At 64.3% G+C, this 22,983-nt stretch carries 20 protein-coding genes; 3 read left to right on the forward strand and 17 right to left on the reverse strand.

Annotated elements, in window-relative coordinates; translation table 11 throughout:
- Positions 1–14: 14 nt before the first annotated feature.
- Positions 15–869, reverse strand: coding sequence for a hypothetical protein (locus tag ACZYTC_RS00980; RefSeq protein ID WP_488988706.1), 855 nt, complete (start codon positions 867–869; stop codon positions 15–17).
- Positions 866–1,327 (reverse strand): ABA4-like family protein, encoded by a 462-nt coding sequence (locus ACZYTC_RS00985; RefSeq protein ID WP_441770229.1) that lies wholly within the window; start codon positions 1,325–1,327, stop codon positions 866–868. The genes ACZYTC_RS00980 and ACZYTC_RS00985 overlap by 4 nt, the downstream gene beginning before the upstream one ends.
- A 77-nt stretch (positions 1,328–1,404) precedes the next feature.
- Here ACZYTC_RS00985 and ACZYTC_RS00990 point away from each other — a divergent pair, with 77 nt between their 5' ends.
- On the forward strand, positions 1,405–2,079 hold the full coding sequence (locus ACZYTC_RS00990) for a TetR/AcrR family transcriptional regulator (protein ID WP_441770230.1): 675 nt from the start codon (positions 1,405–1,407) through the stop codon (positions 2,077–2,079).
- Between the two features lie 33 nt (positions 2,080–2,112).
- Here ACZYTC_RS00990 and trmB read toward each other — a convergent pair whose 3' ends face one another.
- The 8 genes from trmB to miaB form a co-directional block, all read right to left on the reverse strand.
- Entirely contained in the window at positions 2,113–2,841 is a 729-nt protein-coding gene (trmB, locus tag ACZYTC_RS00995) for a tRNA (guanosine(46)-N7)-methyltransferase TrmB (RefSeq protein WP_441770231.1), read from the reverse strand.
- A gap of 85 nt (positions 2,842–2,926) precedes the next feature.
- Positions 2,927–4,123: a methionine adenosyltransferase gene (gene metK, locus ACZYTC_RS01000; RefSeq protein WP_434957931.1), complete on the reverse strand. Its 1,197-nt coding sequence runs from the start codon at positions 4,121–4,123 to the stop codon at positions 2,927–2,929.
- 204 nt (positions 4,124–4,327) lie between these two features.
- Entirely contained in the window at positions 4,328–4,741 is a 414-nt protein-coding gene (locus tag ACZYTC_RS01005; RefSeq protein WP_434957930.1) for a helix-turn-helix domain-containing protein, read from the reverse strand.
- Positions 4,742–4,971: 230 nt separating this feature from the next.
- Complete coding sequence (gene lnt / locus ACZYTC_RS01010) at positions 4,972–6,528, reverse strand: apolipoprotein N-acyltransferase (RefSeq protein WP_488989966.1); 1,557 nt, start codon at positions 6,526–6,528, stop codon at positions 4,972–4,974.
- Positions 6,529–6,575: 47 nt separating this feature from the next.
- Positions 6,576–7,715 (reverse strand): transporter associated domain-containing protein, encoded by a 1,140-nt coding sequence (locus ACZYTC_RS01015; protein WP_454815687.1) that lies wholly within the window; start codon positions 7,713–7,715, stop codon positions 6,576–6,578.
- 301 nt (positions 7,716–8,016) lie between these two features.
- Positions 8,017–8,523 (reverse strand): rRNA maturation RNase YbeY, encoded by a 507-nt coding sequence (gene ybeY / locus ACZYTC_RS01020; protein WP_441770233.1) that lies wholly within the window; start codon positions 8,521–8,523, stop codon positions 8,017–8,019.
- The gene (locus ACZYTC_RS01025; RefSeq protein WP_441770234.1) at positions 8,520–9,572 is read right to left on the reverse strand and encodes a PhoH family protein; all 1,053 of its coding nucleotides are present in this window, start codon (positions 9,570–9,572) and stop codon (positions 8,520–8,522) included. The genes ybeY and ACZYTC_RS01025 overlap by 4 nt, the downstream gene beginning before the upstream one ends.
- A 26-nt stretch (positions 9,573–9,598) precedes the next feature.
- Positions 9,599–11,086 carry a tRNA (N6-isopentenyl adenosine(37)-C2)-methylthiotransferase MiaB gene (gene miaB / locus ACZYTC_RS01030; protein WP_441770235.1) on the reverse strand — a complete coding sequence of 496 codons (1,488 nt, stop codon included), beginning with the start codon at positions 11,084–11,086 and terminating at the stop codon, positions 9,599–9,601.
- A 191-nt stretch (positions 11,087–11,277) separates the two neighbouring features.
- On the opposite strand from miaB, the gene ACZYTC_RS01035 reads away from it, so the two are divergent.
- Positions 11,278–12,225 carry an alpha/beta hydrolase gene (locus tag ACZYTC_RS01035; protein ID WP_441770238.1) on the forward strand — a complete coding sequence of 316 codons (948 nt, stop codon included), beginning with the start codon at positions 11,278–11,280 and terminating at the stop codon, positions 12,223–12,225.
- 35 nt (positions 12,226–12,260) lie between these two features.
- Here the strand turns inward: ACZYTC_RS01035 and ACZYTC_RS01040 are convergent, their stop codons facing one another.
- The 5 genes from ACZYTC_RS01040 to ACZYTC_RS01060 all read right to left on the reverse strand — a co-directional run bounded on the left by ACZYTC_RS01040 (position 12,261) and on the right by ACZYTC_RS01060 (position 16,668).
- Entirely contained in the window at positions 12,261–13,661 is a 1,401-nt protein-coding gene (locus ACZYTC_RS01040) for an RtcB family protein (protein WP_488988707.1), read from the reverse strand.
- Positions 13,662–13,840: 179 nt separating this feature from the next.
- Positions 13,841–14,383, reverse strand: a complete 543-nt coding sequence (locus tag ACZYTC_RS01045; protein ID WP_434957923.1) for a GcrA family cell cycle regulator — start codon at positions 14,381–14,383, stop codon at positions 13,841–13,843.
- A 278-nt stretch (positions 14,384–14,661) separates the two neighbouring features.
- Positions 14,662–15,522: a transporter substrate-binding domain-containing protein gene (locus tag ACZYTC_RS01050; protein WP_441770240.1), complete on the reverse strand. Its 861-nt coding sequence runs from the start codon at positions 15,520–15,522 to the stop codon at positions 14,662–14,664.
- 102 nt (positions 15,523–15,624) lie between these two features.
- Positions 15,625–16,215, reverse strand: coding sequence for an SCO family protein (locus ACZYTC_RS01055; RefSeq protein ID WP_488988708.1), 591 nt, complete (start codon positions 16,213–16,215; stop codon positions 15,625–15,627).
- On the reverse strand, positions 16,216–16,668 hold the full coding sequence (locus ACZYTC_RS01060) for a MerR family transcriptional regulator (RefSeq protein WP_488988709.1): 453 nt from the start codon (positions 16,666–16,668) through the stop codon (positions 16,216–16,218).
- A 521-nt stretch (positions 16,669–17,189) separates the two neighbouring features.
- Here ACZYTC_RS01060 and ACZYTC_RS01065 point away from each other — a divergent pair.
- Entirely contained in the window at positions 17,190–19,496 is a 2,307-nt protein-coding gene (locus tag ACZYTC_RS01065) for a tetratricopeptide repeat protein (protein ID WP_488988710.1), read from the forward strand.
- A 70-nt stretch (positions 19,497–19,566) separates the two neighbouring features.
- Here ACZYTC_RS01065 and pdeM read toward each other — a convergent pair whose 3' ends face one another.
- Positions 19,567–20,256, reverse strand: a complete 690-nt coding sequence (gene pdeM / locus ACZYTC_RS01070) for a ligase-associated DNA damage response endonuclease PdeM (RefSeq protein WP_488988711.1) — start codon at positions 20,254–20,256, stop codon at positions 19,567–19,569.
- Between the two features lies 1 nt (position 20,257).
- Positions 20,258–22,927: a ligase-associated DNA damage response DEXH box helicase gene (locus ACZYTC_RS01075; RefSeq protein WP_488988712.1), complete on the reverse strand. Its 2,670-nt coding sequence runs from the start codon at positions 22,925–22,927 to the stop codon at positions 20,258–20,260.
- Positions 22,928–22,983 lie beyond the last annotated feature (56 nt).

Raw genomic sequence — 22,983 nt, forward strand, 5'->3', positions numbered from 1 at the left:
CCGTTCGCTCGTTCTCACGCAGGTATGAAGGGAAGGCCCAGCAAGGCCTGCACGAAGCCGAAGAGCGTGACTGCTCCATAGGCGAGCGCGGCGGCGCAGACAATAACAGCGGCAATGCGGCCGCTGGCCCAGCGCTCTGCAATCAGGCCCAGGACGGGCATGATCTGCAAGACGTGCAGGCCGAGGAAATGAGCCACCCGCAGGTCGCCGCCCGTACGCGACCAGCCGAAGATCGGCACTCCCGTCGCGTCCGTGCGCGCGCCGCCGATCCAATGGCCATTGCCGGCGGAAAGAACGCTGCCCGAGCCTGCGCCGAGCACGAAAGTGAGCGTTAGCCCGAGCAGGACCGACAACCAGAAGGCGGTCGACCAGGCTTGCGGGCGGTGTCGCAGCAGCAAGACTGCCAAGGCAGGGCTCACGGCCGTGAGCGTCACCGCGCCGATGCCCATCAACGTGTACATCAGCCGGTGGAAGGGATCGGCCACGTTGTAGTGCGAGGCGAGGCCCTGCGCCGCTTGCAGCATGATGTAGCCGATCTCGAACGTGCTCGCTGCCAAAGCGAGGACGACGAGGACCCGCACCGCCCGCCCGTGGCGTGCCTGTTTCGGCAAGGCGCCGACGAACCAGGCCACGGTCAGGAGATAGAGGCCGACCGAGAGCTGGAATTTCAGCGGCTTGATCCAAACGGAGATGCCGTTGAGCATCCTGTCGTCGATCATCAGGGCCGCGAGGGTCGGGACCATCAGCGCCAGGATGACGAAGCCGCCGCGCGCCAGCCGGCGCTCGCGTCGAAGCAGATCATCCGCCACTCTCCAGGCAAGCGCATGGGGACGGCAGGCAAGGCGCAGGCTGGAGATGTTCGTCGTCATGCGGGTTCTCCTTGACGGCGGGAGAAGCCGCGGAGCCAGACGTTGCGCAGGGCCAGGAAGGTCAGGAAGCCGACGGGACCGAATAGGAAAGTGAGGGCGAGACAGGGCAGGACGGCCAGCTGCGGCACTCCGGCCCGTTTCGCCTCGCGCACCTCCCAGGCTCCGATCAGCAGGTCGAAGGCGAGGTAATGCAGCCAGCCGGCCAGGAGCAGGCCGCGATGGCCGAACAGCGCGGCGACATCGCTGAGAGAACCAAAGCCGCCTGCAGCTTCGCCCCAGAAGCGAAGGAGCAAGGCGGCATAGGCAAGGCCAAGCGCGATCGGAATGATTCTGCCGGCAATCGCCTGGGCCAGGGCCGGACGCAAGGGAGAGAGGGCAAGGACGATCCAGCCACAGAGAGCGAGGATGCCAGCCCAGGAAAAGACGTTGTCGAGCGTGAAAGCTTGATCGAGAGTCATGTCGGCATCTCCAACTTGACAGTGTCAAGATAAGGATGGCAGCAATTTTGACATTGTCAAGATCGTGATGGATAGTGATGCCGACCCTACGGTGCGGCGCGGTGGTGTTGATGATGCGGAGCGAAAACGAAGTGGAGCAGGAATCGACGGCGCACAAGGCTAGCTATCATCATGGTGATCTGCGGGCCGCGCTGCTCCTCGCGGCTGAACTCGTCCTGGCCGAACGGGGTGTCGAGGGCTTCACCCTTCGCGAATGCGCCCGGCGGGCGGGCGTCTCCCATGCCGCTCCCGCGCATCATTTCGGTGATGTCGCCGGTCTCCTGACCGCGGTAGCGGCGCTAGGATTCGAAACGCTCACGCTGTTCATGCGCGAGGCCCGCGCTGGCATCGACGAGCCCCAGGCCCGATTGCGGGCGATCGGCCGCGGCTATGTCGCCTTCGCCCGCCGATATCCGGAGAGGTTCCGGCTCACCTTCAACCGGCATCGGCTCAACATCGAGGATCCGGCCCTAAGGGCTGCCGGGCAGGAGGCCTTCGCCGAGCTCGAGACCGCGATTCGCCTGGTAACCAGGGCGGGCGAAGGCCCGCTCGAGGGCGAGCGGCTCGACACCTTGCTGCATGTCTGGTCGCTCGTGCACGGCTATGCCCATCTCCTGCTGGCGGGGCAACTCGACCGGCCTCTCAAGGGAGGAGGAGACGGGGCTTTCGATGCCGCCCTGGAAGGCGTGCTGGCCCGGCTGACAGCCCAATAGAGGCAGCCCGCCTGGGGTGGTCCCCGGGAAGACCTAAACTCTCCTGAAGGTGAAATAGGCGCCGCGCCGGCCCTCCCGCAATGCCTTGGCTTCGTAGCGGGTGGAGCGCCAGCCGTCCCAGGGCGTCAGCCAGTCGGCCTGGCGCTCGGCCGTCCATTCGAAGTCGGACGAGCGTGCCACGCGCGCCAGGGCATAGGCGGCATAGTCGTCAATGTCGGTGGCAAAACGCAGTTCGCCCCCAGGCCTGAGAGCATGGGCCAGATGCGTCAGCATTTCCTCGCCCAGGAAGCGTCGCTTGCGATGGCGGCGCTTGGGCCAGGGATCGGGATAGAGCAGATAGATGCGCCCGATCGAGCCGGCCGGCAGCCAATCCACCACTTGCTTGGCGTCGTTGTCCCACAGGCGAATATTGGCAAGCCCGTTCTGCTCGATCTGGGCCAGCATCTTGGCGGTGCCGTTGACATAGGCCTCGCAGCCGATGAAGCCGATGTTCGGGTTCTCGCCGGCACGCTGGGTGAGGTGTTCGCCGCCGCCGAAGCCGATTTCGAGCCAGACGTCATCCACAGGCCCCGGAAACAGGCCGGCAAGGTCGGCGGGAGCCGGGGCGGTCAGGTCGAGGCGCAAATGCGGCAGCGCGCCGGACATCAGGTCTGCATGCCCCGGCCGCAAGGTCTTGCCCTTGCGGCGGCCGAAGAAAGCGCCATGGCCCCGAGACGGGGCATCCATACCGTCGCCGAACTTGTGCTTGTCGTCTTCAGTCACGACCCATACCCACCGAAGCAAAGCGCTATGAAAAAAGCCTCTCCCGGCGAGCGGGAAAGGCTTTGTGTCTATTGTCGGCCTCGGATCAGGCGCGCACGGCCTTCTTGATCGCGTCGGCGAGGTCGGTCTTCTCCCAGGAGAAGCCGCCGTCGCGGGCCGACTTGCGGCCGAAATGGCCATAGGCGGAGGTGCGGGCATAGATCGGCTTGTTGAGGTTGAGGTGCTCGCGGATGCCGCGAGGCGTCAGGCTCATCACGTCGCGCAAAGCCTTCTCGATCTTCTCCTCGGCGACATTGCCGGTGCCGTGCAGGTCGACATAGATGGCCAGGGGCTCCGACACACCGATGGCGTAAGCGAGCTGGATGGTGCAGCGGTCTGCCAGCTTGGCGGCGACCACGTTCTTGGCGAGATAGCGTGCCGCATAAGCCGCCGAACGGTCGACCTTGGTCGGGTCCTTGCCAGAGAAGGCGCCACCGCCGTGGGGAGCTGCGCCGCCATAGGTATCGACGATGATCTTGCGGCCGGTCAGGCCGCAATCGCCGTCCGGACCGCCGACCACGAACTTGCCGGTGGGGTTGACGTGCCAGACCGTATCCTTGCCGATCCAGCCTTCCGGCAGGGTCTTGCGGATATAGGGCTCAACCAGCTTCTTGATGTCGCCGGAGGTCAGAGTCTCGTCGAGATGCTGGGTGGAGAGCACGATCTGCGTCACGCCGACCGGCTTGCCGCCCTCATACCTCACCGTGACCTGGCTCTTGGCATCGGGGCCGAGCATGCCGAGGTCACCCGACTTGCGGGCCTTGGTGATGTCCTCGAGGATCTTGTGGGCGTAGTAGATCGGAGCCGGCATCAATTCCGGCGTCTCGCGGCAGGCATAGCCGAACATGATGCCCTGGTCGCCGGCGCCTTCGTCCTTGTTGCCGGAAATGTCGACGCCCTGGGCGATGTCGGGAGACTGGCCGTGCAGCAGGACCTCGATCTTGGCCTTCTTCCAGTGGAAGCCTTCCTGCTCATAGCCGATCGCCTTGACGGCGCGGCGGGCGGCGCTCTTGATCTTGCCCTTGGTGATGGTGTCGGGACCGCGATATTCGCCGGCGATCACCAGGCGGTTGGTGGTGGCGAGGGTTTCGCAGGCGACGCGCACCTGGGAGGGATCCATTCCGGTCTTCGCCGCCTCGCGATAGAACAGGTCGACGATTTCGTCGGAGATGCGATCGCAGACCTTGTCGGGGTGGCCTTCAGCGACCGACTCGCTGGTAAACAAATAGTCGGAACGGGACACGAATGTTTCTCCACGCCAAAATGGAACTTGGTATCGTCCCGTTTTGGCGAGGGTAGGCTTCGCCGTCAAGCGGCAAATCGTACGTTTTGTTCGTTTAAAGGAACGCTGGAGCGATTTTCCGCCGCGTACGGCGGTTTGGTGGCATCACCAAACCGCACAGGGCGCATCGAAACCAAAGGGCGCCGATGGGCGCCGCTTCGCGGCTCAGGCGGCGTGTTCCTGGCTGAGCGTGGAGACGAGGTCGACGACCCGGCGCCGCACCTTCGGATCCTTGATGCGGGCAAAGGCCTTGTTCAGCTGCAGGCCTTCCGTGGTCGACAGGAACTCGATGACATGGGAGGTGTCGCTCTCACCGGCATGCTCAGCCGTATGCACGGAGCCGGTTTCTGGCGGCAGGCCTTCAAAGAAGAAGGAAATGGTGACGCCCAGGATCGAGGCGATCTGCTGCAGCCGGCTCGCACCGATGCGGTTGGTACCCTTTTCGTATTTTTGTACCTGCTGAAAGGTGAGGCCAAGCGCCTCGCCGAGCTTCTCCTGGCTCATGCCCACCAGGACGCGCCTGATACGGACGCGGCTGCCAACGTGCTGATCAATGGGATTAGGAACTTTCTTGATCATAATATTAACTCCAGGTCACTAGCAAATATTTGAAAATACAGTGACGAATTTGAAAATGAATTGCGGCCGTAACGTGGCGGAAGCGCGGCGCGCCAGAGATACAATTGCGGCGGCGCAATCTGAAGTAGTTCAAATGCATCCTGCAACCAGCAGGGAGACTATACCTCCTTATGCGGGAAAATCCAGTCGGTCTCGCGCCTTCCGCTTGGCGCGGTTGTAACAAATATGTGTTATCGGGGCTGTCGGCGTCGGTTCAAGCAACCAAGGCCGGCGCCGATTAAGGCAATCAGAAACAATGCGGTAACAATGCCGGTGCCGGCCGTGGCGAACACCGGCGGTGGCAGGGTGGTGGGAAGCCGCGAATCGAGAACGCCGCTGGTGCCCAGCGGCAGGCTGGCGACGATGCGCCCCACCGGATCGATCACCGCGGAAACGCCATTGTTGCCGGCGCGGACCAGGGGGAGCCCTTCCTCGATCGCGCGAGCCCTTACCTCGGCGAAATGCTGGTAGGGACCCGGGGTGATGCCGAACCAGGCATCGTTGGTGACGTTGAGCAGCCAGCCGGGGCGGTTGGTCGGATCGATCACCTCGCCCGGAAAGATTGCTTCATAGCAGATGAGGATGCCGGCGGGCGGCGCGTTGGGAATATCGAGCGTGCGCAAGCCCGGACCCGTCGAAAAGCCGCCGCGCTGCTTGGTCAATTGCTCGAAGCCGAGGGATTCGAGCACGGACTGATAGGGCAGATATTCGCCGAAGGGGACGAGGTGCACCTTGTCGTAATTGCCGATGATGGTGCCGGTGGCGTCGATGACATGCAGGGAATTGAAGAAGCGCCAGCCGCCGTCGTCGAGATTCTCCTCCGCCCGGCCGGCGCCCGTCAGCAGCACGGCCTTGGGTGCAACCAGGTCCCCGAGCACCTTGAGGGCTTCGGGATCCTGCGCCACTAGGAAGGGGAAGGCCGATTCAGGCCAGATCAGATGGGTTGTTTTGGCAAGGCCGTCACTGCCGTCGGCGGCCGGTTGGCGTGACAAGGCCAGATAGCGCGTCAGCACTTCATTGCGCAGGGCCGGATTGAACTTGGCGTCTTGCGGCAGATCGGGCTGCATGATGCGCAGTTGCACTCCGTCGACGAAACCGGTGGGGTGCTGGCCAAGCCGCCACACGCCGAAGGCGGCCATCGCGACCAGAATGGCGATGGACAAGACCGGCCAGCGCCAACCACCCCGCCGCACCAGCGCCGCCGGCGTGGAGAACAGGACGAGCGCCACGAGTGTGAGCCCATAGGCTCCGATCAGGGACAGGCTCTGCGCCAGATGAAGCTCCTCGGCGAGCGCGTAGCCGAACAGGTTCCAGGGAAAGCCGGTCAGGATATGGCCGCGCAGCCATTCGCAGGCAGCCATTGTGGCGGCAAAGGCGAGGATGCGGGCATTGCCCTGCGACCACAGGAGGCGCGCCAGGGCAAACCCGGCCGCGTGGAAGAAAGCAAGGCCGGCAGGCAGGAGCAGCACGGCGAAGGGCAGCAGCCAGGCGAACTGATCGGCATCGACGAGGAAGGCATTGCCGATCCACCACAGCCCGGCCAGGAAATAGCCGAAACCATAGCACCAGCCGAGCCGGGCGGCCGCGCCGATGCTGCGCCAGAACCCGGGAGCCGGGTTCTCCGGCGGGAAGACGATGCCATCCAGCAGCCAGATCGCGACCGGAAAGCTGACGGCCAGCACCGGAAAGGCATTGAAGGGCGCCATGGCCAGCGCCGCCAGGGCGCCCGCCAGGAAGGCGACGGCCATGCGGCGCCAGCCTTTCAACCCGGCCAGGCGAGACGCAAGCGCAGCGATCACGTGGCGCCGTCGCCGCTGGTTTCGCTCGCCGGGCTCCGCTCGCCATTGGTGGCAATGGCCGCTTCATCGCCGGCAGGCGCCAGCTTCTTCTCGCGCTTGCGCCCATCGCGCGGCCTGACGATGCCGCTGCCGGCCGTGTGGATGCGCACCCGTTTCACCCGGCGCGGATCGGCATCGAGAATTTCGAATTCGAGCTGGCCCGGCCCCTGCACGATCTCGCCGCGCACCGGTACGCGGCCGGCCAGCGTCACCAGCCAGCCACCCAGCGTATCGACGTCGGCCTCGATTTCGTCCTCATGCATCTCCAGGCCGATGGCGGCGGCGACGTCGTCGAGATCGGCACGGGCATCGGCGGTGAAGATGCCCTCGCCCGAGGCGACGATCATGTCGCCATCATCCTCGTCATGCTCATCCTCGATGTCGCCGAGCACGATTTCGACGATGTCCTCCATCGAGACCAGGCCATCCGTGCCGCCATACTCGTCGATCACCAAAGCGAGCTGGGTGCGGGTGGCCTGCATCTTGGCGAGAAGGTCGATGGGGGGCATCGAAGGCGGCACGAACAGGACGTTGCGCGTCAGCGACTTCACCGAGCTCAGCGGCGTCGAGAGGGTAATGTTGCCCAAGGCGAGGGCGGCCTCCCTGGGCGAGGGTTTGGCGGTCTCGCCGTCCTTGGCGAGGTCGCTCTCGCGGACCTTGCGGCTCCGCCGCGCGGCGATGGCGGCCCGCGACGCCAGCCAGGCCACGAAATCGCGGATGTGGACCATGCCGCGCGGATCATCCAGCGTCTCGTTATAAACGGGCAGGCGCGAATGGCCCGCCGTCTGGAATACCTTGAGCAGGTCGCCCAGCGAAATGTCGAGCGGCACGGCCACGATGTCGGCCCGCGGCACCATCACATCGTCGACCCGCTTGCCGCGCAGGCCGAGGATGTTCTTGAGCATGGCACGCTCTTCGGGGGAGAAGCTGGAATCTTCCGCAGCGCGTGAATTCTCGAGTGCATCGGCAAGATCGTCGCGGATGGAGGGCTGGGATCTCAGCCCAAGCGCGGACTTGATCCGTCCCAGCAGGCCTTCGTGCTGGGGCTCCTGGGAGGCGCTGGGTTGGCTGCTACTTCGATCGTTGCTGTCGGACATGGCTCTGTGTGTTAGAGGCTGTTATGGACCGTGGATGGGGTTTTGACGTGAGCGATTTTGGCCGAGGATGTCCGCACTTGCAAAGCAAGTGCGTGGGAGGGTGAGGACGCAAGCCTTTCGGCTTGCTACGATATCGGACGTACTCGTCGGCCAAAAGCGCCGCGCTCCTGCGGGGTGAGGTGAAGACTGGCCGCCTGCAGCGTCGCTTCGCTTGCCAAGACAGAAGTCTTGGCAGCGCTTGCTCCTCCCATCCAGCCAGTCTTGACCTCATCAAAATCCCATCCACGGTCCATAACAGCCTCTAGCTCGCTTCGCGCAACAAGGGCGCGTCGGCATAGGGATTGGCGATACCGAGTTCGGCGAGAATGCGCACTTCCAGCGCCTCCATCACCTCGGCCTCGGCATCGGTCAAATGGTCATGGCCGAACAGATGCAGGAGGCCATGCACGGTGAGGTGGCTGAGATGATCGGCAAAGCTCGTGGAGGTTTCCTCGGCTTCCCGCGCGATCGTCTCATGGGCAAAGATGATGTCGCCCAGCATCGGCGCCGTCTCGATTGCGTCTCCCACAGCCTGTGGGAAGGACAGCACGTTGGTGGGCTTGTCCTTGCCGCGCCACTCGGCGTTGATGACGCGGATCGAAGCATCGTCGGTCAGGACGATCGAGAGTTCGGCTCCCGGCGCATGCGCAAGCTCCGCGACGTCGAGGCTCTTGACCACTGCACGCGTGATCAAGGCCTCGATGGCATCGGGGTCCTGCCAAAGATCGCTCTCGATAGCGATCTCGATGGTGATGGCGGCGTCACTCATGACTTGGTTTCGCCCGAGGGCTTGCTAGCGTCCAAAGGCCTGGTCGAATCCCTGGCCTCATAGGCCCGCACGATCTTGGCGACCAGTTCATGGCGCACGACGTCGGCGGCGTTGAATCGGCAAATGGCGATTTCGGGTATGTCTTTCAACAGGTCGACGGCCTCGATCAGCCCCGATTTCTGCCCGGGAGGCAGGTCGATCTGGGTCGGATCACCGGTGATGATCATGCGCGAGCCTTCGCCCAGGCGCGTGAGGAACATCTTCATCTGCATCGAGGTGCAGTTCTGGGCCTCGTCCAGCAGCACCACCGAATTGGCGAGCGTGCGCCCGCGCATGAAGGCGAGCGGCGCCACCTCGATCATGCCCGAGGTCAGCCCTCGTTCGACGCGCTCAGGCGGCATCATGTCGTAGAGCGCGTCATAGAGCGGGCGCAGATAGGGGTCGACCTTCTCGCGCATGTCGCCGGGCAGGAAGCCGAGCCTCTCGCCCGCCTCGACGGCGGGGCGGGACAGGATCAGCCTGTCGGCCTCGCCCTTCTCGATCAGCGCCGCAGCGTGGGCCACGGCAAGATAGGTCTTGCCGGTGCCGGCGGGACCGGTGGCGAAGACGAGTTCATGCTTCTGCAGCGCCCGTATATAGGCGTCCTGCGCCAGCGTACGGGCGGCGATCGTCTTCTTGCGGGTGCCGACAGAGGCCGCGCCGCCGGTCGGCGCCACTTTCGGCTTGCCTTCCGGCGTGAACAGCACACCCTGCGAGCCAGCCATACGCAGCGCGCCGTCGACATCGCCCAACGTTATCTGCTGGCCCGAGCGCAGGCGTTGATACAGGCTCTCCAGCACGCGCTTGGCCTGTTCCACGCTGTCCTTGGCACCGCGCAGGGCGACATGATTGCCACGGGCCGTCGCCTCGATGCCGAGCTTGCGCTCGATGAAGGCGAGGTTCTGGTCATGCTGGCCGAAGAGAAGCGTGGCCAGGCGATTGTCCTCGAAGGCCGTGACGATTTCCGCAGGTGCGTCCGTCGTCGGCAGGGATGGGGTTTGCGTTGTCATGTGTGTCCGTCGTTCCTCGTCCACCTTCAAGCAACGGCCTCCCTGAATCCAGCGCCGGCCAGTATGCCGTGCAGCGACCAGGCACCCGTGGCCGTGATTTCGACGGGCGCCACCGTACCGATCAGGCTGTCATCCGCCTCGATCTGCACGGCTTGGAGATAGGGGGTGCGGCCGGCGATCTGGCCTGGCCGTTTGCCCTTGCGATCAAAGAGCACATCCATGGTGCGGCCGATGCTGGCCTGATTGAAGGCCTTCTGCTGGCCTTCGGTGAGCGCCTGCAGCCTGGCGAGGCGCGCGGCCTTCGCCACTTCGTCGACCTGGTCGGTCATCGTAGCGCCCGGTGTGCCCGGACGCGGCGAATATTTGAACGAATAGGCCGAGACATAAGTGACCTCTTCGATCAGCCGCAAGGTCGCTTCGAAATCCGCATCGGTCTCGCCGGGAAAGCCGACGATGAAGTCGGAGGAGAATGCCATGTCGGGCCGGGCATGCCGAATCTTCTCGATGAGCTTGAGATAGTCCGCTGCTGTATGCTTGCGATTCATGACATCCAGAATGCGGTCCGAGCCCGATTGCACCGGAAGATGCAGGAAAGGCATAAGCGCCGGCAGGTCGCGATGGGCCTCGATCAGGCTGTCGTCCATGTCGCGGGGATGAGAGGTGGTGTAGCGCAGGCGTACCACCGGCTCGATGCGGGCCAGGCGGTGCACGAGTTGGCCGAGCGTCCAGTCGCGTCCATCCGGCCCCTCGCCATGATAAGCGTTGACGTTCTGGCCAAGCAGGCTGATCTCGCGCACGCCCGCCTCGGCCAGGCGCTCGACCTCTGCCACGATGGCGGCGACCGGCCGCGAGGTCTCGGCACCGCGCGTATAGGGCACCACACAGAAGGTGCAGAACTTGTCGCAGCCTTCCTGCACCGTGACGAAGGCGGAAGGCCCGCGCGCCAGGGTCTTTTCCCGGCGTGGTGCGGGCAGGATGGCGAACTTGTCTTCGACCGGGAAGTCGGTGTCGACAGGCTTGCTGGTGCCATCGGCCAAGCCTGTCGATACTTTGGCGAGCAGGTCCGGCAGGCGATGATAGGCCTGGGGCCCGACCACGAGATCGACGGCGGGCGCGCGCCTCATGATCTCCCGGCCCTCGGCCTGGGCGACGCAACCGGCGACGGCGATCTTCAGATCGCCGCCCTGGCGGCGGCGCTCGTCGCGCGCCACGCGCAGGCGGCCGATCTCCGAATAGACCTTTTCCGCCGCCTTTTCGCGGATATGGCAGGTGTTGAGGATGACGAGGTCGGCATTTTCGGGGCTGGAGGTCTCGACGTAGCCCTGCGGTGCCAGCGTATCGGCCATGCGCTGGCTGTCATAGACGTTCATCTGGCAGCCATAGGACTTGATGAAGACGGTCTTTGTCGGGAGGTCGAGGGTCTCTGCCGGAAGGTTCTTGGCGCGCGTGTCCCTGGAGCCGGCATCACCATGCGGTTTCTGCGGGCGTTTGCTTTCGGTCTCGTCAGGAATCATGGTCTCGCTATAGCCACCTATCAAGGTGCTAGGGATAGCGGTTTTCCGCCCTGATGAGAAGAGGTTGAGTTGCCGCGTCCCGGCTCTTCCCATGGTCAGAGGTTGCGCGACGGGCCGAGTGGAGCGGCAGGTCTTGCCGACCTTGCCGGTTCCCTGCACTGTGCGCCATCCCATCGAGGCGATTCAAGCTCATGCCCTCTGTCGATCCTGCCGTGTTTGCTCCCGATGCCGTGGCCGAAACCACGGCGGCCCTCAATGCCGATATCATCGCCAAGATGAGCGCCTTGCCGGATTTGTGGTCCTTTCCGCCCGAACTGATCCGCGAGACCCGGCGCCAGGGCAAGGGGATCTTCCCGCTGCAGGGCAAGAGCGCGCGGGCGCAGGTGCTGGAAATCGAGGGCCGGCAGGGCAAGGTGCCGATCCGCATCATTGCGCCGGAAGTGCCGACCGGGGTCTACATGCACATCCATGGCGGCGGCTGGATGTTCAACCAGTCCGACTTCCAGGACGAGACGCTGGAGAAGATCGCCGAGGCCACCGGCATGGCCTGCATCTCCGTCGAATATCGCCTTGCGCCCGAACATCCCTTTCCCGCCGGGCCGGACGATTGCGAGGCGGCGGCCTTGTGGCTGGTGTCCGAGGGGCGCAAGCGCTTCCGCACCGAACGTTTCTTCATCGGCGGCGAGAGCGCCGGCGCCCACCTTTCCGCGCTGACGTTGCAGCGCCTGCGCGATCGGCATGGCCTCAGGCCCTTCGCCGGCGCCAATCTCATTGCCGGCTGCTACGATCTCGGCATGACTCCAAGCGCGCGCAATTTCGACAGGGGCAGACTTATCCTGACGTCGCGCGATATCGCACTGTTCGTGCGGGCCTGCGTGCCCGACGGCGTCGATCTGCGCTCGCCCGATGTCTCGCCGCTCTACGGCAATCTCGAAGGCATGCCGCCGGCCCTGTTTTCTGTCGGCACCTATGACGCCCTGCTCGACGACACGGTGTTCATGGCGGGGCGCTGGGAGGCAGCCGGCAGCCATACGACGCTCAGGCTATGGCCGGGCGGCTGCCATGTCTTCCAGGGTTTCGATTTTCCGATGGCACACGAAGCCTTTGCCGACGAGATCGCCTTCTTCAACAGCCTGTGATGGATGGAAGCGGCGGTGAGGTACCGCCGCTTCGCTCAGCCCCGCTTGCGCCAGGGAGCGTCCTGCTCCCAGTCGCCGGCCATGATCGAGCCATAGGGCACGACCTCGTCGATCACCTCGGCGAGCCCGTATTTGTCGATCTGGGCCCGGACCGAGGCGGCATTCTTGTAGGCCTGCGGCAGTTCGGACAGATCCGGCTTGCCGCAGTAGAAGCGCACGTCGATACCCTCGGGCAGATCCGGCTTTTCACGGCGCAGAAAGGCCGAGCGGCTGAGGTTGCGGCCCGCCCCATGTGGAGCGAAGCCGAGGGCCTCCTTGCGGTCGCGATGCGCCGTGATCAGGATCGGTTCGGCCATGTTGAGCGGGATTAGCGTGCGGCCATCATCATCCTGCGAAAAGCCGGCCCAGGAAGGCGTTGCGCCCTTGCCGTGATAATAGAGCCCGTCGTCGCGCCGGAATACGAAATTATGCTCGTTCCAGAACCGGTCGGCCACGGCATTGCCCAGCGACCTGGCGGCATGATCGTGAATGGCGAAATGGCTTGCCTTGGTCCAGCTCCGCGCAAATTGCAGGGCCTGCCAATAGGCCTGCCCTTCCGCGATCGAGGCCTTCAGCCAGGCATTGTGGGCCGGCACCCGCGGTGCCACGATCTGCGTGTGCTTGCGCGCTGCGGCCATGCCGCGCTTGTAGAGCTGGGCGCCGAGCCCGCGCGAGCCATGATGGGTCACCAATGCCGGCTGGCCGCTGGAACGCAGATGCCCGACATAGGCGAAGTGATTGCCATCGCCCTGCGAGCCGAAATGGCCTGTCACGATGTTGCCGAGCCCGCGCAGGAACGGATTGGCCTGCAACGTGGCGTCGATGCCGGGCGCGAAATCCGGGACGATCATCGTCTTGCGCCCACCGGGACCGAAATGGGTCACGGCTTGGACAGCGTCGAGGATACGCCTGGGATCGTCCTTGCGTGCGAACACGGTGATCGCCACCGAGCAGCAGATGTCGGCGGAATGAAAGCCGGGATGGATGGCATCCTCGCACGCCACCGCGCCACCGACCGGGATTGTCCCGAGGGCGGTGCCGGACGGGCAAGCGTCCGGCATCACAGCGCCGGCGACGATAGTCGGCACCCGCATGAGCGCGTCCATATGCGCGGTTACCGAGGCGAGGTTGGCGCGTTCGAGTTCGCCTTCGGCATCCAGGAAGACGCCATAGGGCAAGCCATTGGTCCGCAGCAGTGTCTCGACCGGCTGCAGGCCCTGCAGGGCGATGAAGATGGCGTCGTCATCCGCGCCAGCGCGGCGCAGGCGATTGGCCTCGGCCAAGCCCTGGCTGAACCATTTGCCGGGCTTGAAGCCCCAGGCGACCAGTGTGTTGCCGTCGATGGCTACGCTTTTTGCCGCGATGTCGGGGGAGGCCCCATCCGCATTCCGTGTCATTGCTCCGGTTCCGGTGTGTTGTCTTGCAACGCCGCGCAACAAGAGTTTGGGGGCAGGCTGGCCCTTAGGCTAATGAACCTGCAAAAGCAAGGGTTTCCCTTTGGGAAAGGTACTGGTACCCCGCAAAAGAAAAGGCAGGGAAAACCCTGCCTTCGAATGGATAGGATGGGATGCGACGATCAGGCGCGGGCAGCGCGACGCTCCTTGTCGCGATCGCGCCTGCGGTCGAGCACCGGCTGGTAGGCGATCGAAGCATGATGGAGGCAGTACGGACCCGAGGGCCCGACACGGCTTCCACAGAAGCGGAAGTCCTCGCGGCCGGGATCGCCCAGCGGCCAGCGGCACATATGCTCGCGCAGTTCCATGATGGTGACGCGTTCGGACATCGGGATGACGACTTCCTCGACCGGACGCAGCGTAGGTTCGGGACGTTCCTCGATGGCGACAAGCGGCATCATCTGCGGCGCAAGGGCGGTGTTGCCCCGCACCACGGGCACGGAAGTCTGGGTGCGGAGAGGGTGCGAAGGAGCCCGGGTGGGCTTGATACGGCGCTGTGGCGCCGGCGCAGGAGCCTTGGCCCGGCCAGACAAGCCGAGTCTATGCACCTTACCGATCACGGCATTACGCGTGACACCGCCAAGTTCTGTGGCAATGGCGCTAGCAGACAGACCTTCTGACCACAGCTTTTTCAGAAGTTCTACCCGCTCGTCTGTCCAGTGCATCAGCCTCTCCTGCCTTCCGCCTTGTTTTCGCCCGAATTCGCTACGCCGAATCCTTTCCCATCAGCCACGATGTCGACAGAACATCGTTGCGCATGCACGCCATGAGCTGACAGGAGTTACGAGACGCCGCACGAGATGTCGTGCTTAACGAAGCCTTAACTACAATAGGCAGTGACTCCAGCGCAAGAGTCCTGCTGACGCGGTGTGCGTTTTCCCCAGCTTCGACGTCAAAGTGAGTCTTTTCGGTAACAGCGGGGGCGCATAAGTTTCCGTTTACGTCACGGAAGCCCTGCAAAGGGATCGACAGGAAACCAGCGGCGTACGAGATCGGCATAGATGCCCTGCTCCCAGATCTGGAAAAGGGCATAGTCGATCGCCTGCTTGAGATCGCCGTCCTCGCGTCGCAGGGCCATGCCGATGCCATCGCCGAAAAAGTGGCTGTCGAGATAGGGCGCGCCCACGAAGCTGCAGCAATCGCCGGCGTCCGAGCCGTTGAGCCAGAGCGACAGGCCGATGCCGTCGGCGAAGATCAGGTCGATCTCCCCGCGCTTGAGGGCTTCACGCAGCGCCGCGTCATTGACGAAGGACACTAGATTGGCGGTCTTGAGATAGGCTTTGGCGTAGGCGGCATGCGCCGTGTCGGCGACGATGCCGATATGGCGGCCAGCCAGCCCCTCCGGCGTGAAGACCGGCGGCGGATCCTTGCGCCGCATGGCGAAGCGGGCAGGACGCATGTAATAAGGACGGGAGAACTGCAGCCGCTCGCGGGCTTCCTTGCTCGGCACGAGCGAGGCGGCGATGACATCTGCCTGGCCCTCTTCCAGGGCCGCGACGATGGTGTCCCAGCGCCGGGCCTGGATGGTGCAGGACAGTTTCAGCTGCCGGCAGACCGCGCGGGCAAGGTCGACATTGAAGCCTTCCAGAGTGCCGCTCGACCCCTGGAAGTCGAAAGGCGGAAAATCGTCCTCGGTCAGGAAGCGGATCCGGCGCACCGATTTCAGGTCTGGCCGCTCGGGGCGCCGGTGCGGATCCCACAGGCCATAGGGACCGGTGGTGGTCGAGGCGGCCCTGGCGTCGCCATAGGCTGATATGGCGAGCATCAATCCGAGGAGAAGCGTCGAGAGGGCGCCGAATTTCAACAGGTCGAATTCCTATTGCAGCGGGGCTGATCATTGTTTGGGTCGGGAATGCCGGATCCGTCCATGGCGATCCATCGCAAGGCCGACCCTTGATCTCGCACTCTATCGACCCTGCATGACAGTTTCCAGGAGCGCAACCACCTCGTCCGACGACGCGTGCAAGTCGAAGCTCGAACGCAGGCGGCCATCCTTGTCGAGTACAAGGACAGTGTTGGTGTGATCGATATTGTAATTCTTGCCTGTTCCCGGCAAAATGCTTGCTTCTATGCTGTAGAAGTCGCGTACCGCGGCAAGTTGTGCTGGGTCGCCCGTCAGGCCGCGCAGATGCGGGTCATAGGTGGAAAGGCTGGCCTTCAATTGCTCGGGCGTGTCCCTGTCGGGATCGACGGTGATGAAGAGCGTGTTGATCTGCGAGGCGTCCGGTCCCAGCTTCTTCATCACCTGCGCGAGCAGGAACAGGGTCGTTGGGCAGATGTCGGGGCAGTGCGTGAAGCCAAAATAGATCAGGCTCGGCTTGCCCTGCAATTCCTTGAAGTCGAAGGCTCTGCCATCGGCATCCGTCAACATGAACGGCTTGCCGATCACGCTGGTAGCCTTCTGCTCGGATAGGAAGAGGGCCCATAAGCCAAGGCCAGCAAACACAAGGAAACCTGTGCCGCCGATCAGGTACTTCCGACGGGTGAGTGCGACCACTTAGCGCGGCAGGGCGTTGGCCAATCCCTCATAACTGCGACGCAATTCAGCCAAGGCTTCGTCGATCTCGCGGCGCTGGCGCTCCAGATGCTCGATCTGCTCGCGGACGGTGCTGGCGCTGATGTCGAGACTTGCCGTCTTGCCTTCCCCATGATGGGCGATCATCTCGCCGATTTCCACCAGGGTAAAACCCAGCCGCTTACCCTTAAGGATAAGTTGCAGATGCTCGCGGTCACGTGCACTATAAAGCCGAGTCAGGTTGTCGCGCGTTGGATTGAGAAGGCCCTTGTCCTCGTAGAAGCGCAAGGTTCGCAAGGTAACGCCAAACTCTCGCGCAAGGTCACCTATTGTATAGGTGGCCGTACTATTCGTGGCGTTTTCTGTCTCTGCTACGAATACCGTCACCGGTTGGCCTTTTGTGTTTGTCGCCGACCTGGCTTCCAACTTTGACATGGTCTCTCTCTCGCGCCCGTTACAGGCTAGCAGCGCCGCTACTCGTTCGTTGCAACAGGTACCATAATACGAAATCCGGGGGGCGTCAGCAATTAATATATTACCAAGCGAACGCCTAGATCTCCAGCAGGGAGATCATAGCCCCCGCTCTGCTTCCTTTCAAGGGTAACGTATTAAATTAGCGCGCGTTAAGCGTTTCGAACAACACGGGCATCAAGAGAATTCTAGCCTTGTCGCAAAGTCTAATGTCGGTTCTTGCACGGTACCCCACTTTCCTGTCCGCTCGGGAGCTTGGGTGGTAGGGTTTTTAGTAAAAAAAGCGCTTTGGATGCTCTACAATGTTGTTGCTGCCAGGAAGAGCGCTAGGGCAGTGACGGTTAAGGGGATATTTACCCTGTTGCGCGAAAGCTGCTGCTGCGGGCACTGCGTGCCGCCCTCTTTCCGTGTTTCCGGCCCGGTTTTCCGGGGCGGAAGACGGGAGAGGCGTGAGAATCAGGCCGTTCGCCGGCACGGGAAGCTAAATGAGCCAAGCAGTGTCATGGAGTGTCGAGGGCGTCGATTCCCAGACGCGCGAGGCTGCCGCCATTCTGGCACGGCGCTCGGGCATGACGCTTGCTCAATGGCTGAAATCGACCGTTGCCGAGCAAAAACTGCATGAACCGTCTCTTTTCGAGACGCAGAGCGATCTCCCGGAATCGCCCTTGGCTGCGATTGCACGGAAGCTGGCAGCCAGCCAGGAAAGGTATGCCGGTAGTAGTTCGGGTGACCCGAAACGCAGGATCCAGACAGTAGAGGTCAGCGCGTCCGTGCTCGCGCGCCATATCCGAGCAAGCGAAACCAGAATGGCGGGGCTGATCGAGCAACTTATCCACAGGCAGGAGCAGAGCGAGACCCAGATGGCCACCCTGGTCGATGCCCTCGTGGACGGTTTCGCGTCTCGACCCACGGCTACGGCGCCTGTCGATGATACCGATGGTCTTGACGATTTGGCACGCGATCTGGAGCAGCGCATCGCCGGCATGGCCACCAAGCTCGGTCCGTCTGCGTCCGCACCATCGGTTTCGCCGGCGCCCCGTGACGATCTGAGCGAACAGATCGCGGCGCTGACACGCGAGGTCGCCGAACTGCGCCGCAGCCATCCCGCCGTCGCGCCCGGCCAGGAAGATCTCGCCGGCCTGCGTACGGAAATGGCGGATCTCAACCGGCATATCGCCGACATCCGCTCCCCCGAGCAGTTCGCTCGTCTCGACAAGAAGCTCGATCTGCTGACGCGTCAGGCCCAGGACCCGGCCGTACTGGCCGCTCTTCAGCGTGAGACGGCCGACATCCGCGCCCGCCTTGGCGATCTTGTTCGCCAGCCTGAGGGGGTGCACGATCTTCACGAGAAGATCGATGCCCTGCGCCAGGCCGTCGACGATGTGCAATCCTCGACCAATGCCTCGCTGACGGGGCTGATGACCAAGCTCGAAGGCCTGGATGGGCGCGTCATCGACGAGGCGGCCTTCTCCGCCCTGGAGCGGCAGATCACGGCGATGGCGGGGAGCATCGAAGGGCTCGGCAGCGGAACGCTTGGCGCCGCACAATTGCGGGAAACTTTTGGTGAGGCTTTGGCCGGATCGGCTTTGGCGGCCTTGCCGGAAGAACTGCAGCGTTTCTATAGCGAATTGCGCCAATATCAGCAGGACGATGTCCGGGATACGCGCACGGCCCTCGAAGCCTTGCAATCGCTGCTGCACCAACTCGGCAACAGTCTGGCCGCAGTCGAAGACATGGTCAGGAGCCGGGGTGGATCGGTCATCGTCGGGCCGCCCGACATGTCCGGTATCGCGCCCTTGTTCGGCCGCGAGCGGCCCGATGACATTTCATGGTCCGACGATCTGCCGCGATCCCTTGCGGGCGACGGATCCCGGAGTTCATCCGCAGAGGCACCCCAAAATATCGGCCGCCCCAGCCAGGTTTCCGCCCTCGGGGCGGGCAGCCCGTTGCCGTCGAGTGGAACGCGCAGCGCCTTCATCGCCGCAGCCCGGCGGGCGGCGCGTGCTGCAAATGAGGCCGAGGGGGCCATCACGCGCGAGGAGAACGATCCCGTGACCGGAGATGAACCTTTCTACAAGCGGCACAAACGCCCGATCCTGCTAGGCTTGGCGGCCGTGACCATGATGCTGGGCGCGTTGCAGGGTGGAAAAGCCGGCGCTGCTCCCAGCGGCAACCGGCCGGTACCGCGCCTGAGCACGTCGGCGGTTCAGCAGGTGCGGCCGGCAATCACCATTCCCAAGCCGGAACAGGCCGGGCAGGCTCTGGCCTGGTTCGAGGAGGCCCGCCGGCTCGATCGGCCCGAGGCCTCCACCCAGGATCTCGCCAAGGCGGCCGGGCTTTATCGCCAGGCGGCCCAGATGGGCTATACGCAGGCGCTGTTCCTGCTGGGGCTGGCCTATGACAAGGGCAGGGGGGTCGGTCAGGACGCCGTGCTGGCGGGACTGTGGTATCAGCGCGCGGCCGAGCATGGCTCGGTGAACGCGATGTACAATCTTGCCGTGCTCTATGCCAATGGCTCCGTGATGGGCGCTCCCGATTACGAACAGGCCGCTCGCTGGTTCCATCAGGCTGCCGAGAAGGGCCATGTCGGCAGTCAGTACAATTACGCCCTGCTGGCAGCCCGGGGCCTCGGCACGCCGCGCGATCTTGCCGTTTCCTATCGCTTCCTCGCGCTTGCGGCGGCGGCGGGTGACGCGGACGCCCTGATGAAGCTGGCCGAGCTCGAGCCGCGCCTGACGCCGTCGCAACGCGCTGCAGCCGAGGCGGGCAGGACAGGGCATCATCCCTGTTGAGGGGTGTTATTCCATCAAAATGAGGCGCAACCAGCCTTCTCCCGCAAGGGGAGAAGGAAGTGGCGCCCTCTCACCCGCCCAGGCAGCGCGCTCTCGGGAAGGCGAAGACGCGCTCGTCGCCCATCAAATGGGCCGTGAAGCCGTCGGGGAAAAGCGGCGCGAAGGCGGCGTCGCGCACGTTCAGCCCACCGGCATAGGCGCCGAAGGCTGGCAGGATGGCACGCCTGCCGTCGCCGGCAAAGCAGCGCCGTCTCAGCGAGCGGCCGCGCGTGGCTACCCGGGCCACGGGATGCAGGTGACCGGCGATCTCGCCAGGCTCGGCTTTTGCCGATGGCTCATGTCGAAACAGCACCGGCCCGATGGCCAGTTCCGGCGTTGCCGTGCCGCCAAGGTCGGTTGGGGGATCGGGATCATGGTTGCCGGCGATCCAGAATATTTCGCGCCCGTGGATGCAACGCTGTAGCGCTTCCCGGTCGCGCGAGGCGAGGCGAGTATCGGCACGGCGATCGTGGAAACTGTCGCCGAGGAAGATCAGCCGCCTTGCACTGAAACGAGACAGGAGCCGCGCCAGGCGTTTCAGGGTCTCGGCGGTATCGTAGGGCGGCAGCAATACGCGGCGTTCGGCGAAGGAAGAGCCCTTTTCAAGGTGCAGGTCCGATACGACGACCAGGCTTTCTTCGGGCCAGACCAGCGCGCCGTCGGCGGTGGCGAGGAATTCCACCCCGGCGACGCCGAGCACGGCTTCGTCCCGCCGGATCATCTCAGGCGCTTCCTCTATCGTCGGGCCGATCCTGCCGTCCAACCATGGCCTCCGCGATCAAATCATCCGCTGCCTCGGCGAGGACGCTGTCCGTCGCCTCGCCGTAAACCGGCTCCCGGCCGATCTCCAGCATGATCGGCACCGCCAAGGGCGAGATGCGATCGAGCCTCTTATGAATGATTCGGCCCCTGATGCGCGAGAGCATGCTGGAAAGGCGCTGGAGATCGAGCAGTCCGGTGCGCGCATCCTCCCAGGCGGCGCGCATCAGGATGTGGTTGGGCTCGTGCTGGCGCAGCACGTCATAGACGAGGTCGGTGGAGACGGAGATCTGGCGCCCGGTCTTCTCCTTGCCGGGAGCGCGGCGCTCGATCAGGCCTGAAATGATGGCACAGGTGCGGAACATGCGCTTCATTAGGGCGGATTCCGCCAGCCATTCCTCGAGGTCGTCGCCCAGCATGTCCTGGTCGAATAACTGGTCCATCGCGGCCCTGTGCATGTCGGAAACGCCCCACACCGCCAGTGCATAGTCGTTGGCGACGAAGCCCATCGGCTTCAGTTTCGCCCGTTCCAGCCGGCGGGTCAGCAGCATGCCGAGCGTCTGATGGGCGAGGCGGCCCTCGAAGGGATAGCAGACGAGATAATGGCGGTTGCCGCGCGGAAAGGTCTCGACCAGGAGGTCGCCGGCCGGCGGCATCCGGGAGATGTCGCGCTGCAGGCGCAGCCAGTCCGCGACCTGATCGGGCAGGGCGGGCCAGCTGTCGGGATTGGCCAGTATCGAACGGACGCGGGCGGCCAGATGCGTGGAAAGCGGGAATTTGCCACCGGCGAAGGAGGGGATCTTCGGGTCCCGGCCTGGTGGCGCGCGGGTGACGAGCACATCCTCCTCCTGGATGCCTTCGAAGCGCAGGATCTCCCCGGCGAACAGGAAGGTGTCACCGACCGAAAGTCCCTCGGCGAAATATTCCTCCACCTCGCCCAACACGCGTCCGAAGCCGCGCCGGGCCGATGTCTCGCCCGGCTTGCGCTTGGGCGGGCCGGAAGCCTTGGGATCCATGAACCAGGGCAGATACGGCGTCGGCTTGTCGGCGGCCATGCGGGTCGGCTCGCGAGGGCCTCTGTTGGAAAGGCGCACCTTGAGCAGGGCTTCCTCCACGATGGTGCCGACATTGAGCCGATAGGCTTGCGCCACCATGGGATTGGCGATGCGCCAGAGGCCATCCTTGCCCCGCCGGATCTTGGCGAAGCGATCGTAGGTCTTCAGGGCGTAGCCGCCGGTCGCCACGAAAGCGAGGACGTCGTCAAAGGTCGAACGGTCGAGCTGAGCATAGGCTTCAGTCGAGGCGATTTCCCGATAGAGCGCATCGGCGTCGAAGGGAGCACCGCAGGCAACCCCGAGCACGTGCTGAGCCAGCACGTCGAGGGCGCCGGTGCGGGCGATCGGCGTGTCCTGCTCGCCGGCCTTGGCGGCATCGACCGCTGCCTTGCATTCCAGCACCTCGAAGCGGTTGGTCGGCACCAGGATCGCCTGCGAGGGCTCGTCCAGGCGATGGTTGGCACGGCCGATGCGCTGGAGGAGGCGGGAGGCCCCCTTGGGCGCGCCGACATTGATGACGAGATCGACATCGCCCCAGTCGATGCCGAGGTCGAGGGTAGAGGTACACACCACAGCCTTGAGCCGTCCGGCGGCCATGGCTTCCTCGACACGTCGACGCTGGCCGACTTCCAGCGAACCGTGATGGAGCGCGATGGCGAGGCTTTCCTCGTTCACCCGCCAGAGTTCCTGGAACACGAACTCGGCCTGCATGCGGGTGTTGACGAAAACGAGCGTGGTCTTGTGGGTCTTGATCAGGACGTAGAGCTCGGCCATGGCGTGGCGGGCGGTGTGGCCGGCCCAGGGCAGACGCTCCGCCGTTTCCAGGATGTCGAGCACCGGCGCCGCACCGCCTTCGGCGATCACCAGGTCGGCCATGGCTGGGCGGTCGGCCCCCCGAATCTGGTGGCCGGGGGATTGGGGCACGATCCAACGCCGGAGTTCATCCGGGTCGCGCACCGTGGCCGAGAGGCCGACGACTTCGAGATCCGGCACGAAATATCGCAGGCGTGCCAGGCCGAGGGCAAGCAGGTCGCCGCGTTTGGAGGTGACGATGGAATGGAGTTCGTCCAGCACCACGCGCTTGAGACCGCCGAACAGGTCGGCAGCCTCCCGGCTCGCCAGCAGCAGAGCAAGCTGCTCTGGCGTGGTGAGCAAGATATCGGGCGGGTCGCGCTTCTGGCGCTGGCGTTTGGCCTGGGGCGTGTCGCCGGTGCGGGTCTCGATGCGGATGGGCAGCCCCATCTCGCCGGCCGGGCGCTCCAGGTTGCGGGCGACGTCGACGGCCAGCGCCTTGAGCGGCGAGATGTAGAGCGTGTGGAGCGCAGAGGGGGCGTTGGCGCGACGAGGAGCGAGGTCGATCAGGCTCGGCAGGAAGCCGGCCAGGGTCTTGCCGGCGCCGGTGGGGGCGATCAGCAGGGCCGAACGCCCGCTGCGCGCCTTCTCGACGAGCTGAAGCTGATGCGGTCGCGGCGTCCAGCCGCGGGCCGCAAACCAGTTTGCGAAGATCGCCGGAAGGGTTGGGAGCGGCGAGCTGGAGCCCAGATCTCCTGTCTCTCGCGTCCCGATCTGTTCATTCATGCCGCTATCGCCGATTCCTGCGGAGATATTGGCCTGCCGGGGTCAGATGTCCACTA

It is taken from the genome of Labrys sp. F242 (assembly GCF_057813875.1).